This window comes from Micromonospora sp. B9E7, from assembly GCF_039871815.1.
GTDB lineage: Bacteria > Actinomycetota > Actinomycetes > Mycobacteriales > Micromonosporaceae > Micromonospora.
On record NZ_JBDPLX010000009.1, the window covers coordinates 190,378 to 202,810 of the forward strand.

General features: G+C 69.3%; 14 protein-coding genes, 1 tRNA gene and 3 pseudogenes. 11 read left to right on the forward strand and 7 right to left on the reverse strand.

Annotated elements, in window-relative coordinates; genetic code table 11:
• The first annotated feature begins 11 nt into the window (after positions 1–11).
• Positions 12–545 (forward strand): hypothetical protein, encoded by a 534-nt coding sequence (locus tag ABGB10_RS17395; protein ID WP_347661883.1) that lies wholly within the window; start codon positions 12–14, stop codon positions 543–545.
• Positions 546–609: 64 nt separating this feature from the next.
• Here ABGB10_RS17395 and ABGB10_RS17400 read toward each other — a convergent pair whose 3' ends face one another.
• Both ABGB10_RS17400 and ABGB10_RS17405 read right to left on the reverse strand, forming a co-directional pair.
• Positions 610–1,047, reverse strand: coding sequence for a hypothetical protein (locus ABGB10_RS17400; protein WP_347661884.1), 438 nt, complete (start codon positions 1,045–1,047; stop codon positions 610–612).
• Between the two features lie 18 nt (positions 1,048–1,065).
• On the reverse strand, positions 1,066–1,425 hold the full coding sequence (locus tag ABGB10_RS17405) for a hypothetical protein (protein ID WP_347661885.1): 360 nt from the start codon (positions 1,423–1,425) through the stop codon (positions 1,066–1,068).
• A gap of 105 nt (positions 1,426–1,530) precedes the next feature.
• Between ABGB10_RS17405 and ABGB10_RS17410 the strand changes: the two are divergent.
• The 7 genes and pseudogenes from ABGB10_RS17410 to ABGB10_RS17440 form a co-directional block, all read left to right on the forward strand.
• Positions 1,531–2,499 (forward strand): annotated as a pseudogene (locus tag ABGB10_RS17410) (APC family permease); the annotation flags it as partial.
• On the forward strand, positions 2,496–3,506 hold the full coding sequence (locus tag ABGB10_RS17415; protein ID WP_347661886.1) for an acetamidase/formamidase family protein: 1,011 nt from the start codon (positions 2,496–2,498) through the stop codon (positions 3,504–3,506). The pseudogene ABGB10_RS17410 and the gene ABGB10_RS17415, both read left to right, overlap by 4 nt.
• 14 nt (positions 3,507–3,520) lie before the next feature.
• Positions 3,521–4,203, forward strand: a pseudogene (locus tag ABGB10_RS17420) (GPP34 family phosphoprotein).
• A gap of 36 nt (positions 4,204–4,239) precedes the next feature.
• The gene (locus ABGB10_RS17425) at positions 4,240–4,908 is read left to right on the forward strand and encodes a hypothetical protein (protein ID WP_347661887.1); all 669 of its coding nucleotides are present in this window, start codon (positions 4,240–4,242) and stop codon (positions 4,906–4,908) included.
• 150 nt (positions 4,909–5,058) lie between these two features.
• Positions 5,059–5,241 carry a hypothetical protein gene (locus ABGB10_RS17430; protein WP_347661888.1) on the forward strand — a complete coding sequence of 61 codons (183 nt, stop codon included), beginning with the start codon at positions 5,059–5,061 and terminating at the stop codon, positions 5,239–5,241.
• A 177-nt stretch (positions 5,242–5,418) separates the two neighbouring features.
• A complete protein-coding gene (locus ABGB10_RS17435; protein ID WP_347661889.1) occupies positions 5,419–5,796 on the forward strand; it encodes a hypothetical protein in 378 nt (125 codons plus the stop codon).
• Between the two features lie 98 nt (positions 5,797–5,894).
• Positions 5,895–6,518 (forward strand): NAD(P)H-binding protein, encoded by a 624-nt coding sequence (locus ABGB10_RS17440; protein ID WP_347661890.1) that lies wholly within the window; start codon positions 5,895–5,897, stop codon positions 6,516–6,518.
• Positions 6,519–7,024: 506 nt separating this feature from the next.
• Here ABGB10_RS17440 and ABGB10_RS17445 read toward each other — a convergent pair.
• Entirely contained in the window at positions 7,025–7,609 is a 585-nt protein-coding gene (locus ABGB10_RS17445; RefSeq protein ID WP_347661891.1) for a TetR family transcriptional regulator, read from the reverse strand.
• A 134-nt stretch (positions 7,610–7,743) separates the two neighbouring features.
• Between ABGB10_RS17445 and ABGB10_RS17450 the strand changes: the two genes are divergently transcribed.
• Positions 7,744–9,243: an MFS transporter gene (locus ABGB10_RS17450; RefSeq protein WP_347661892.1), complete on the forward strand. Its 1,500-nt coding sequence runs from the start codon at positions 7,744–7,746 to the stop codon at positions 9,241–9,243.
• A gap of 165 nt (positions 9,244–9,408) precedes the next feature.
• Here ABGB10_RS17450 and ABGB10_RS17455 read toward each other — a convergent pair whose 3' ends face one another.
• Both ABGB10_RS17455 and ABGB10_RS17460 read right to left on the reverse strand, forming a co-directional pair.
• Positions 9,409–9,822 carry a hypothetical protein gene (locus tag ABGB10_RS17455; protein ID WP_347661893.1) on the reverse strand — a complete coding sequence of 138 codons (414 nt, stop codon included), beginning with the start codon at positions 9,820–9,822 and terminating at the stop codon, positions 9,409–9,411.
• A complete protein-coding gene (locus ABGB10_RS17460) occupies positions 9,819–10,685 on the reverse strand; it encodes a hypothetical protein (RefSeq protein WP_347661894.1) in 867 nt (288 codons plus the stop codon). Before ABGB10_RS17460 ends, ABGB10_RS17455 begins: the two co-directional genes overlap by 4 nt.
• A 51-nt stretch (positions 10,686–10,736) precedes the next feature.
• Between ABGB10_RS17460 and ABGB10_RS17465 the strand changes: the two genes are divergently transcribed.
• Positions 10,737–11,141 (forward strand): hypothetical protein, encoded by a 405-nt coding sequence (locus tag ABGB10_RS17465; RefSeq protein WP_347661895.1) that lies wholly within the window; start codon positions 10,737–10,739, stop codon positions 11,139–11,141.
• 20 nt (positions 11,142–11,161) lie between these two features.
• On the opposite strand, the gene ABGB10_RS17470 is transcribed toward ABGB10_RS17465, so the two are convergent.
• The gene (locus ABGB10_RS17470) at positions 11,162–11,308 is read right to left on the reverse strand and encodes a hypothetical protein (RefSeq protein WP_347661896.1); all 147 of its coding nucleotides are present in this window, start codon (positions 11,306–11,308) and stop codon (positions 11,162–11,164) included.
• 18 nt (positions 11,309–11,326) lie between these two features.
• A tRNA-Leu gene (locus ABGB10_RS17475) sits at positions 11,327–11,410 on the reverse strand.
• Positions 11,411–11,643: 233 nt separating this feature from the next.
• On the opposite strand from ABGB10_RS17475, the pseudogene ABGB10_RS17480 reads away from it, so the two are divergent.
• A pseudogene (locus tag ABGB10_RS17480) lies at positions 11,644–12,060 on the forward strand (hypothetical protein); the annotation flags it as partial.
• Between the last annotated feature and the right edge of the window lie 373 nt (positions 12,061–12,433).

Sequence of the window (12,433 nt, forward strand, 5' to 3'; positions counted from 1 at the left end):
ACTTCCACATCATGCTTGTACGGGAGGAAAGCAGAGTGGACGGATCTTCGACAACAACAATTGTCACCACCCCCCGCACGATCACCACGATCGTCGCCATCGCCTCCGACGACACCTACGCACATGTCTACTCGGACGTGCGGCAAATGATCGAGGATGGGTTCGGTGATGCCGACACCCGTCGGGGGGCCCTGGAATTCTTCAACGCGGCAGGCTTACAACTGGTGCCGGTGTTCGGGCCGGCCTGGCAACTGGTCGACCTACGGGACAGCCGCGACGCACCCGACGCCGCCCGACTGCGTCAGCGTCTCGCGGCCGTAGTGGACCACGTCGTGGCATACCTCAGGAAGCATCCCGAGTTCGTCAAGGCGAGCGGCCTGACCCTCGATGAGGCACTCCTGCAGTTACCCCGACCGGCGGAGCAGGATCTCGCCCATGTCCTGGCCGTCTTCCCACACCACGTCGACGATGACAACACCATCCGGCCGTTCAGTTCAGGAGGCTGGTTCCACAACAGTCTCCACGCCGCTGGCTGGGCGCACTGAACGCGACCACGCCGCCTCCGCCAGCTGTGCGGACGCGCTTCCACTGTGTTCCGCCTGTCGGCCCTTAAAGATCGTCGGGCCACCAGTGCGGATCAAGGCTCTTGCCGTGGCCTTGAGGGCATGCTCCGTAGCCAGTGTTAGAGACGTTCCAATGGTGGTAGCAGTACGGTGCGTCGCACTGGCCGCAAAATCCGGCGTCGTCGTAGAAGCCCGCGGAGGCTACGGCGGCGTACCGATACGGCTGGGTAAAGGCGTTGGCGATCCGTTGCGCCTCTGCCAGGTCCACCGGTCTGCCGGATCCGTTACCCGCCTCGATCCCGGAGAACAGCAGCCACCACTGCTGGTCGTCGTGGCGCTGTCGGGCAGCGTTGTAGGCGTCGCGCTGCTGCGGTGACCAGCGCTGCCAGTCCGCCGGCTGGCTGGCGGGTGCGACGAGTTCGACGTGTGCTGCCGGTCGCCCACACACCGCGCACGGTGGTTCCGCTACGAAGGCCTGAAGCATGACTCATCCTCTCCCTTGTTAGGCAACGGCGCGCAGTCGTCGGGCGGTGTCGGCAGTCCGGTCGGGCTGGGTGGCTTCCCACCGGCGATGTAGTGCGTCGACGACGTTGGTGATCATGGGTTCGGTGACGTGGCTGTAGATGCCGCGCACACCGGCGAGGCGGTGGCCCAGGCGGCGGGCTTGGGTGATCTCGGGGATGCCGTCCTCGATGGGCCAGGTCTTGTGGGTGTGGCGCACCGAGTCGTTGGTCTTGGGTGGGCCGAGGAACAGCTTGCCTTCGACCTCGTCCAGGGCGCCGACGTCGGGGTGGACGTGGATGCTGCCGGTGGTGACGTCGACGTTGTCGCGGGTGAGGCCGGTGAGTTCTCCCCACCGCATGCCGGTGTAAGCGGCGGTGAGGATGAGCAGCCCGTCGCTGGGGCGGACTTGGCGGGCGACGATCGCGGCGACCTGATCGGCGGTGGCATGCGGTCGCTCAGCGCGGATGCCGTCGGGATCCGCATGACCGCGGTGGTGACCCGGGTGATGCTGGTCGGTGAGCTGATCGTGCTGGCGGTGTTCCTCACCGTCGCGGGCTGGGCCCTGGCCTCGGGTAGGGGCCGGTTCAGCTGGGAGGCGTTCTACAACTCCGAGACGTTTACCTGGTCGCTGGTCGGTGGCGCGGTCTCGATCGCGGTGCTGTCGTTCCTGGGCTTCGACGGGATCAGCATGCTGGCGGAGGAGACCCGGGACGGGGCTCGGCAGATCGGCCGGGCGATGGCCGCCGTGCTGGTGCTGGCGGGGGTGTTGTTCATTGTCCAGACGTGGCTTGCGGCGATGCTCGTGCCGAACCCGGCCGGGCTGCTGACGGACGGGGATCCGGACGGCACGGCGTTCTACGAGGCGGCCCGGGTGGCCGGGGGCGGGTGGTTGGCGACGCTGTGCGCGGTGGCGACGGCGATCGCGTGGGGCTTGCCGAACAGCATGGTGGCGCAGGTGGCCACGTCGCGGCTGTTGTACGCGATGGCTCGGGACCGGCAGCTACCGGCCTTGCTGGCGAAGGTGTCGGCGCGGCGGAACGTGCCGTTGAACGCCACCCTGCTGACCGCGGTGGTGTCGCTCGCGCTCGGCCTGTACATGTCGTTGCGCGCGGACGGGATCACCCTGTTGTCGTCGCTGATCAACTTCGGGGCGATGGTGGCGTTCCTGGTGCTGCACGTGTCCGTGGTCGTGCACTACCTGATCCGGCACGGTAGCCGGAACTGGTGGGCGCACCTGGTGATGCCGGCGGCCGGGTTCGCGGTCCTGGCGTACGTGGTGGCGAACGCGAACATCGCGGCGCAGCGCCTCGGTCTGGCGTGGCTGGCGTTGGGGGTGCTGGTTCTGGGCGGCCTGTACGCCACAGGCCGGCGGCCGGTGTTGTCAGGGCTGGCGGCGGCGGAGCCGGCCCGGCACGAGATGCAGAGGGTGTGACCGTCGTGGACACGATTGTCTACCGGCCGGCCCGGGACGAGTTGGCGTACACCTTCGGCGGGCGGATGCCCGTGGCGCACCTACGGTCCGGCGACATGCTGGAGGTGTTCACCGAGGACTGCTTCGGTGGGCGGGTGCGCGGGCCAGCGGACCTGCCGTCGCAGGTCTGTCAGATGCCGTATCTGAATCCGGTGTCGGGGCCGTTCTTCGTTGAGGACGCCGAACCCGGTGACACCCTCGCCGTGCACATCATGTCGATCACCCCGGCCCGGGAGTGGGGGGTGTCGTCGACGTTCCCGCACTTCGGGGCGCTGACGTCGACCTCCCACACGGCCACCCTGCAACCGCCGCTTGAGGAGCGGGTGTGGGTGTACGGCATCGACCGGGCCGCGGGCACGGTCCGGTTCCGGGCCACCGAGACCGACCACAACGTGGATCTGCCGTTGGAGCCGATGATCGGCACGATCGGCGTGGCCCCGGGCGGGTTCGAGGCCCGGGCGACGATCGTCCCGGACACCCACGGCGGAAACCTCGACACGCCGCTGGTCCGGGCCGGTACGACCGCGTATCTGGGGGTGAACGTGCACGGGGCGATGCTCGCCCTCGGCGACGGGCACGCCCGCCAGGGCGAGGGTGAGGCCTGCGGCGTCGGCGTGGAGATCGCCACCGTCACCACCCTGGCCGTCGAGGTGATCAAGAAGACGCCGACGGTGTGGCCACGGCTGGAGACCGACACCGACTTGGCCTCGACCGGCTGCGCCCGACCCCTCGAAGACGCCTACCGCATCGCCCACACCGACCTCGTCGGCTGGACGGCCGAGCTGACCGGCATGGACACCCTCGACGCCTACCAGCTGATCTCCCAGGCCGGCCGGGCGCCGATCGGGAACGTGTGCGACCCCAGCTACACCGTCCTGGCCATGGTCGACACCGCGCTGCTGCCCGGGCCGTCTCCCGCCTACGGCGGGGTGCACGCCCGCCTACGGCGCGCGGCCGAGCCGCGGTAGACGGCGAGCACACGATGACCGCGCTGACTCCCCCGCTGCCACTGCGGGACGAGGTGTTCCTGCTCGGGCACGACGAGGACACCGGACAACCCCACGTACACCACCAAGCCCTCGCCCTAGGCATGGCCGGGGCGGTCCTGATCGACCTGTTCCTCGCCGGGCGGGTGGTGTTGAACCCGAATGGCACCACCCGCCCCGGCGGCGACCTCACCCTGCACCTGCATCAGGACCGGCCGGTCGGCGACCTGATCGCCGACACCGCCATCGCCTCCATCCGGCACGCCACCACGCCACCGCCACTGCGCGGCTGGCTGCGGGCGTTCAGCAACGACCTGTACGACCGCACCCGCGCCGGCCTGGTCACCTCCGGGATCCTGCATCACCAGCAGCGGCGCCGCCTGGCCGGGCTGGTTCGGGCCGACACCTACCTGCCCAGCCACACCCGCTGGCAGATCATTCCCCGCGCCCGGCTTGTGCCCTGGCCCGTGGCCGGGAGCAGCCGGACAACCACACCGCCGCTCTCGCCGGCCTCGTCGCTGTGCTGGGCCTGTCGCCGTACCTGTATCTCGACGACGACACCGCCACCCTGCCCGCCCGGTTGCGCACCGTCGCCGACCAGCACTACAAGCCCGTACGGGCCGTCACCGCCGCCGTGGATGCCACCGTCGGTGACCTCGCCACCGCCACCTACCGATAAGCACCCGTCCCGAGCACAAGGACAGGACAACCTTCGATGGACAACACACCCCGCATCCGCACCCTGCGGTGGACCGAGCGGCAGGCCGTGGCAGGCGTCGTCGCCGCCGCTCTGCACCCCGGCAGCCTCGGCGAATGGCTGGTACCCGACGCCGCGCACCGGCTACGGGTGCTCACCGCCGTTGCCGAGATCTGGGTCGAGCATGCCCTGTTCTTCGGAGACATCCACGTCACCGACGACCTCACCGCCGCCACCGTCGGCCTGCACCGGCTGCGCCCGCTGCCACCACCAGCGAACTACCCGTCCCGCCTCGCCGACGCCGCAGGCCCCTACCTTCAGCGGTTCCGCACCCTCGACACCGCCTTGGCAGCCCGCCGGCCGACCGACGCGCACCACCACCTCGAGACCCTCGCCACCCCACCGCAGGACGCGGGCGATCTCGACGAGGTGATGCTGGCCTACTACCTGACCCGCATCGACCGCACCGAGATGCCCGCCTGGGCGGAAGTCACCGTCCGCGACCGAAATCTGTTCACCCGCCACGGCTACCAGGCACAAACCCCGATCCGTCTCCCCCACGGTCCTACCTTGCTAGGCATGCATCGACCTGCCGGCAGCGGCCGACGCACGCCCACCAACCCCACCGAGAGCGGTACGCGGCCGGGTCCACCGGCCGCCTCACCATCGGCGGCCACCGCCCGATAGGGCACATCCACCGCCCCGCGTCGTTGGAAGGATCCACCCACCGATGCCCGTCCCTCGCGTCCACACGCCGGCGCTCATCGCCTCGGTCGTCGACCGCGTCCAGCAGCACCACGCCGACCACCCCACTCCATCCTCACCGCCCAGGCTCAGATGGCCGCCGTGCTGCACGCCCTCGGACACCGCGCCCCCGCCAGGGCACTGCCGACGGACACCATGGCCATCCACCGGCCCGCTCACCCCGACCATCCCACCACCGAGCGGATGGAAGGTCAGCTCAGCCTGCTCAACCAGCGCTGCGTCGAGCAGCACCACCACCATCCCCCTCAGGGATGACAACGCGAACCGTGCGGCACCGGCCGCCCTGCCCCGCGCCCTCCTACGCTGACAAAACCCACAGCCAGCCCAGTTCAACGTCGAGCGAAACCGGCTTGCGCCTTCGGCGGGTGACCCGCCTCGCAGCCGCTTCTGGCCGTTGCGACCGCACCGTCAACGATGTGAAAGGACCGCCAGGTGACCGACGTTAAGACATCCGCACCGACTGCCGAGGAACTGCGCGCCCGGCTAGCCGACAACCTGGTCGCCGCCGGCGCGACCACCACACCCACCGTCGAAGCCGCTGTGCGCGCCACACCCCGCGAGGCGTTCGTCCCGGACAACGTCGACCTTGTCGACGCCTACACCGACGACGTGGTGGTCACCAAACGCGGCCCGAACGGACGCGCCACCAGCTCCGTCTCCGCGCCCTGGCTTTCCCTGTCAACTCTGACCGTGTTGCGGTGTCCGCGGATGGTCCTCTCAGCGCAGCAGCGCTCTGGTCCAGATCGACTCACTCTGGGTGATGTCGCTACCTGTGGTGACCGCCGGGGTTGCTTCTCCGGAACTGTCTGACTAATATCTCAACGCTTGTCTAGTTTTTCGGTTACCGGTGAGGCTTCCGCCCTTGCCGGGACCTGCCTGCGACGAACCCACCAGGTTGAGGAATTCGTATGAAGCTGATCGTTTTCGGGGCCAGCGGCGGCACCGGACGTCTCGTGGTCTCCGGCGCGCTCGACCGCGGGTTCCAGGTGACCGCGGTGGCCCGCCACCTGGACGGGCTGCCGTCACATCCCGATCTCGCGTTGCAACCCGCCGACGTGCTGGCCGGTGGCCGCCCGTTGCGGGAGATCGCTGTCGGGCACGACGCGGCGATCTCCGCGATCGGCAGCACGGCCCGGAATCCGAACGGCATCTACTCCAAGGGTGGCCAGGCGGTCGTCACTGCGCTGCAGGACGCTCAGGTGCAGCGATTGATCGTCGTCTCGTCCGGTGGGGTGGAGCCCAAGGACCCCGGGTTGCCCTGGTGGTTCCGACTGATGATTCCGCTGTTCCTGCGTGAGTTGTACGAGGACATGGGCGTGATGGAGGACATCGTGCGGTCTAGCCGGCTCGACTGGACTCTGGTCCGCGCCGGTTACCTCACCGACAAGCCGGCCACCGGGACGTTCCGGGTCGAGGACGGGAAGAACCCGCCCGGTGGGTCGCGGCTCAGCCGTGCCGATCTGGCGAACTTCCTGCTCGACCAACTCGACACCAGCCGGTGGAGCAAGGCCGCCCCGACGCTGACCTATTGATCTCACCGTGGGTTCAGTTTCTACGTTCGGCGAGAAGGCACGGCGAGGATTTTGACGCGTACGACGGCGGAGCATTCCGAGCAGGCGAGCCCGGAGGGTCTGCTGACGCTGGGGAGGCCACCGCCCGTACCGGACGGCGGCCCCCGCTCTGCGTTTCTACGAGAGCAAACGGCTGATCGTCGCAGAGCGCAGTGAGGGCAACCAGCGCCTCACCGCAGGCACATGCTGCGCCGCGTCTCGCTGATCCTCGTTGCTCGGCGACTCGGCATTCACCTTGCCGATGTCGCGGAGATCTTCGCGACGCTGCCGATCGGCCGGCGCCGACCCAGCGGGACTGAGCCGCTGACCCCCGGCACGCCACGCTGCGTGCCGGGGGGAGTACTTCATGATGCGGTGTGCCGTCGCGCACCTGCCGACAGGGCGAGCGAGAGCGGTTCGAGCAGACGGCTTTCAGCATCATTGCAGCCGAGCAGGTGCCGGCGATCTTCGGCGCCGACGCGTGGGCGTCAGGCCGGCGGGGCGATGACGTTGCGAATGGCCGGGCCGGCTAGGCGCAGGACGTCGTCGAGGTCGGCGTCTGCGATGTGGGGCATGCGCAGCAGGTAGCGCTGCGCGGCGATGCCCATCATCATGGCGCCGGCCAGGGAAGCGCGCAGGTGGGCTTCCGGATCGTCGACGGTCGCGGCGATCGCGTCGACGACCTCGGTGGTGATGTGACGCCGCAGCAGTTCGGCTGCTTCTTCGCTGGTCATGCTCGCGCGCACGAGCACCGCCATCGGGCTGTTCGGGTCGGCGGCCCAGCTGCTCAGCATGCCGTGCATGAAGTTGTGCACGCTCTGCGCCGGATCGTCGGTGGTCAGCTCCGCGATCGGGATGTGCCAGTGCACCGCGGCCCGGAACAGCTGCTGCTTGCTGCCGAAATACTGCAGGATCGACGACTTGTCGACCTCGGCCGCCGCGGCGATCCCACGGATCGTGGTGCGCTCGTAGCCGAGCTCGGCGAACAGGGCGCGAGCGGCCTCCAGGATGCGCCGCCGGGTGCGCTCGCCCTTGCGTTCGCCCTGCGGCGCCTCTGCGGCGGCCTCGGTCATCGTGCAGCACCCCTTCCGTACGTCGGCGTCCGATCGTACAAGCCGGCACATCCCTACTTGAAAAACTAGACAACCGTTGAGATATTGTCGCGGCCTCACGAAAACTCAACACCTGTCTAGTTCTGGAGTTTCTGATGTCCATCCCCGCACAATCGGCTCCGCCGCGCACCTCCACCCATCCGGCCCTCGCGCTGATCGTCATCGCGGCCGCGCAGCTGATGGTCGTGCTGGACAGCACGATCACGAACATCGCGCTGCCGAGCATCCAGAAGGACCTCGAGGTGTCCGCCTCCGGCCTGTCCTGGATCGTCAACTCCTACGTCCTGGCCTTCGGCGGGCTGCTGCTGCTCGGCGGGCGCACCGGCGACCTCTACGGCAAACGGCGGGTGTTCCGGATCGGCCTGACCGTGTTCGCCGGCGCGTCCCTGCTGGGCGGCCTGGCCCCGAGCGTGGAGTTGCTGATCGCCGCCCGGGCCCTGCAGGGCCTCGGCGCGGCCGTCATCGCGCCGACGGCGTTGTCGCTGATCGCGACCACGTTCGCCGAGGGTGCCGCCCGTAATCGGGCGATGGGCGTCTACGCCGCGATGTCCGGGCTCGGCGCCACCGTTGGCCTGCTGCTCGGCGGCGTGCTCACCGACTACCTGAGCTGGCGCTGGGTGATGTTCGTTAACGTCCCGATCGGCGTGCTCGTACTGCTCGGCGCCCGCGTGCTGGCCAGCGGCGAGAAGCTGCACGGCGAACTGGACGTGCGCGGCGCGGCCACCGCCACCGGCGGCCTGACCGCCCTGGTCTACGCCATCACCCAGGGCGGCGACCGCGGCTGGACCGACCCCGTCACCCTCGGCATGTTCACCGTCGCGGCAATCCTGCTGATCACCTTTCTGCGCTCGCAGCGCAGGAACCGGCACCCGCTGCTGCCGTTGCGGCTGCTGCGTAACCGCAACCGTGCCGGGTCCTACGTCACCATGCTGTTCATCGGCGCGGCCATGTTCGCCACCTTCTACTTCCTGTCGCTTTTCATACAGCAGGTCAAGGGCTACAGCCCGGTTCGTGCCGGGTTCGCCTACCTGCCGTTCAGCCTCGGCATGGGGATGGCCGCCGGGATCGGCTCACGCCTGGCCGGCCGGTTCGCGCCACGCACGCTCGCCGGCCCCGGCCTGGTCGTCGCGGCCGGCGGGATGCTCTGGTTCAGCCTGCTCGAACCGTCCTCGTCGTACTTCACCCACCTGATGCCGGCCATGTTCATCACCGCCCTCGGCCTGGGCGCCAGCTTCCTGCCGATGACGCTCGGCGCGATCTCCGGCGTCGACCGCAACGACACCGGCATCGCCTCGGCCATCCTCAACACCGCCCAGCAGATCGGCGGCGCCGTCGGCCTGGCCGTCCTGGCCGCCGTCTCCACCAGCGCCGCCGATGACAAACTGCCGCACGCCGACGTCGCGTTCTTCCGCGGCCTGGCCAGCGGCGACCAGCCCCTGATCCAGCGGGCGGCCGACGCGCTCACCCACGGCTACACCGTCGCGTTCGCCTCCGCCGTCGGCTTCCTGCTGGCCGCGCTGGTCATCACCGTCGCCACGCTCAACGCAAGCCCCCAGCAGCGCACCGAGGACGCGGCGCCCGCACACATCGGCTGACACGCCGCTGCGGTGTCGCTCCTTCGGCGACACGTATGCGGACAACGGGCTGGTGGCGGTGCCGAAGTGAACTGTCGGCGCCCGGTACACAACGGTTCCTGACCGGCAGAAACGGTGGCCGCCACATGTATCACAAGCCCGAGCTTGCCGATGGAGTCGCTGGGGCTACATCGGCATCTGGCGGAGAGGGCGGACGACGGCTGATGGGGCGGTGTGGAGCTGCTCCCGGAACTGGGTGTTCTCGGTGGCGAGCAAGTTGACGATGCGGGCGAGCATGTCGTTGTCGTGCTCCAGAGAGTGGATGTGCTCCATGGCCTCGGCCAGTCGACGCTTGATCGTATCGAGTTCTTCTCGGAGCTTGCGCTCACTGTCGGGGACCTGGCCCTGAGTACGGACTCGGGCGTAGAACAGGTCTTTGAGATCGGTGTGGCGGTGAGTCAGGACGTGCCTCTTGACGTTGGCTTCCTGAGCGAGGGAGACGGCCGTCAGCGCGCCGTTCGAGCGCAGCGGTGTTCCGGCCAGGAGCCTGGCAGCTGCCGCCTCGATGGCGTTGCGTTCGTCGGTGTTATCGCTAGTCATGAGACGGTCCCGCCGGTGATCCGGTTGTCGAGGTGGTGCCGGGCTCGGCCGGTGAGTGCTTCGGCTTCCGCGCGCAGGCGGTCGGCGAGCGGTGTGGGTGTGGCACCGGAGTCGGCTTGGGCGCGCAATCGGCCTGCGTGCTGGAGCATTCGGGTCGCGTGCTGGTCGGTGCGGGCGATGTTGGCGCAGCGGGGCTGGCATCGGTCCAGGCTGGGGATGCCGGCCTTGGCGCGGCCGGGGTGGCAGAGCGCCTTGTCGCGGTCGTAGTTGCAGAGCAGAAACGACCGCTGGTTCTCGAAGACGGTCAGCCCGGGGCCGTCGAGGAGAGCTCGGGCTTGGCGGTGGGTGGTGATGATCCCGCCGAAGCGATTGTGCTCGCGGGCTGCCGCGTCGATGAGCTGCCGGGCGGCGGGCCCGGAGATCCCTTCGAGGTTGTCGATGGCCTCGTTGAGGTCGCTGAGACGTTCGGCGATGTCGCGAGCGGACTCGATGTCGATCAGCGTGTGGATGCCCTGCCGGGAGCGGCTGGCGTAGCCCTCGCTGACGACGGTCCGCAGATGCCCGTACTGCACGGCCAAGGCGACCAAACCGCCGGGACGTCGTGCGATGTGCCACGCCAGCGTGCGACGGAAACGTGAGATCCCGATGGGCCCGTCGAGGTCAGCCGGGATCGCTTCGTTAGGCCGTCCGATCCTTCGGGCGTAGCCGTTGATCCAGGTGATGAGTCTGTCGATGCGGTCGGCGGCGGTCTTGTGGGTCAGTGCAAGCCCGGGATAGGGGGTGCTGCTTGAGTACGGGGTGTCGCGGCCGAACAGCACCTGACCGTCGCCGACGATGCGCTCCATGACTCGGATGGCGCTCACCACCGCAGGTATGGCGACCCAGGGAGTTCCACGGTCACGCACGGCGGAGAGGTGGACGCCGTCGTCATCTCTGGCGTTCTTGAAGACCGTTCCGTTGATCAGGTAGCGCCGAGGGCCGGCGTCGGTCGGGGCGAACACCCCCGCAACGTCTACCTGCGCGAGTACGCCCTCACCGACCCGCTCGACGAGTGGCTGGCATCCGCGTTCACCCCGGACCACCTCGACCAAACGATCACCGCCATGTGCGACGCCCAACCAACGGACACAACGCCACAGACGGCCGCAGCGCAGGCCACGATCGCGGCCTGTGACGCAAAGCTCGCCCAGTACCGGGCCGCCCTCGACGCAGGCGCAGATCCCGCACTAGTCACCGGTTGGATCACCCAAACCCAGGCCGAACGGACACGAGCCGAAGTCGATCTTCAAACACTCAGCAGACAGAGCCACGCCGGATGAGCCGCTCCCAGATCGCCGACCTAGTCCGAGCGCTCGGCGACATCGCCGCCGTGCTCCGCGACGCCGATCCCGCCGACAAAGCCGAGGTCTACCGGCAACTCGGCCTCCGGCTGAACTACCAGCCTGAAACGCAAACGGTGCGCGCCGAAGTCGATCTCAGCGCGCACCGTGGGGGTAATGGTTCGTGTCCGAGGGGGGACTTGAACCCCCACGCCCTATACGGGCACTAGCACCTCAAGCTAGCGCGTCTGCCATTCCGCCACCCGGACCTACACGTTCAGCCTACCTCGCCGACCCAGATGATCTTTCCATCCGATGGTCGGTACGGCGGGCCGCACGGGGAGTTACTGTACACGCCGCCCGTGGATCATGCACATCGCCTTCCGGTGCCCGGGTCTCGGCGCTCGCGCCACTGGTCAAACCGCCGCACAGGGCCTCATCGGCACAGCACCGACGCGTGTCCGGGTAGCGTCCGGCGGCCCTCTGACGGCAGCATTGCCACGTGTCCCATCCCTCCCCCCTCGCAGCCGTCCAGCATCGGGCCCTCGCCCTGCGCGCCGCGGGCGATCTCAGCGCCGCCCGGCAGCTGCTCGCGGAGGCTGTCGGGTCCCCTCCCCCGCCGTACACCGACGACCACCCCGAGATGCTGCACACCGCGCATCTGCTGGCGCGGCTGCACCGGGAGGCGGATGATCCGCTCGGCTCCCGCCGGGTGTTGGAGGAGGCATTCGCGGCGGGCGAGCGGCGGTGGGAGCACTCCGACCCGGTCCTCCTCGCGATCGCCTTCGAACTCGCCGAGGTAGCGGAGGAGCTGGGCAACAGGCACGAGGCCCGCCGCAACTACACCCGGGTCGCCACCGCCGGGCCCGCGGTGCTCGGGGAGCACCACCCAGCGGTACGCGCCGCCCGCGACTACCTCGGCCCACCCGCGCCAACCCCGAGCGGGCGGCACAACCCAGCGCCCACGCCCACCCCGGAGCCGGTCAGTGCGCCGCCGGATTTCAGCGCCCGGTCGGCGCTGTCCGGGCCGACGCTGTCACTGGCGACGCTCGCCGCGATGCGCCCTTCCGCTGGCGGCCCGGCGGCGACCACCTCACCCTGGGCTCCGCCGCAACCGCCAGAGACACCCCGGTCAACCCCTGCAGGGGTACGCGCACCCGCCGCATCCGGCAATGCCGCCCCGGCCCCGGCTCCAGCGCCTCGGGTGCAGCCCGTCCCGCAGGCACCTACCTCGACCCCGCCCATCCAGCCAGCACCGACCTCGACCACGCCGGCGCGACCCGTCCAGCCGG

What these genes read in the sequence shown, in the direction of transcription:
- ABGB10_RS17395 (WP_347661883.1), top strand. Translation starts at nt 12, where the DNA reads ATGCTTGTACGGGAGGAAAGCAGAGTGGACGGATCTTCGACAACAACA.
- ABGB10_RS17400 (WP_347661884.1), bottom strand. Translation starts at nt 1,047, where the DNA reads ATGCTTCAGGCCTTCGTAGCGGAACCACCGTGCGCGGTGTGTGGGCGA.
- ABGB10_RS17405 (WP_347661885.1), bottom strand. Translation starts at nt 1,425, where the DNA reads ATGCGGTGGGGAGAACTCACCGGCCTCACCCGCGACAACGTCGACGTC.
- ABGB10_RS17425 (WP_347661887.1), top strand. Translation starts at nt 4,240, where the DNA reads ATGGACAACACACCCCGCATCCGCACCCTGCGGTGGACCGAGCGGCAG.
- ABGB10_RS17430 (WP_347661888.1), top strand. Translation starts at nt 5,059, where the DNA reads ATGGCCGCCGTGCTGCACGCCCTCGGACACCGCGCCCCCGCCAGGGCA.
- ABGB10_RS17440 (WP_347661890.1), top strand. Translation starts at nt 5,895, where the DNA reads ATGAAGCTGATCGTTTTCGGGGCCAGCGGCGGCACCGGACGTCTCGTG.
- ABGB10_RS17445 (WP_347661891.1), bottom strand. Translation starts at nt 7,609, where the DNA reads ATGACCGAGGCCGCCGCAGAGGCGCCGCAGGGCGAACGCAAGGGCGAG.
- ABGB10_RS17450 (WP_347661892.1), top strand. Translation starts at nt 7,744, where the DNA reads ATGTCCATCCCCGCACAATCGGCTCCGCCGCGCACCTCCACCCATCCG.
- ABGB10_RS17455 (WP_347661893.1), bottom strand. Translation starts at nt 9,822, where the DNA reads ATGACTAGCGATAACACCGACGAACGCAACGCCATCGAGGCGGCAGCT.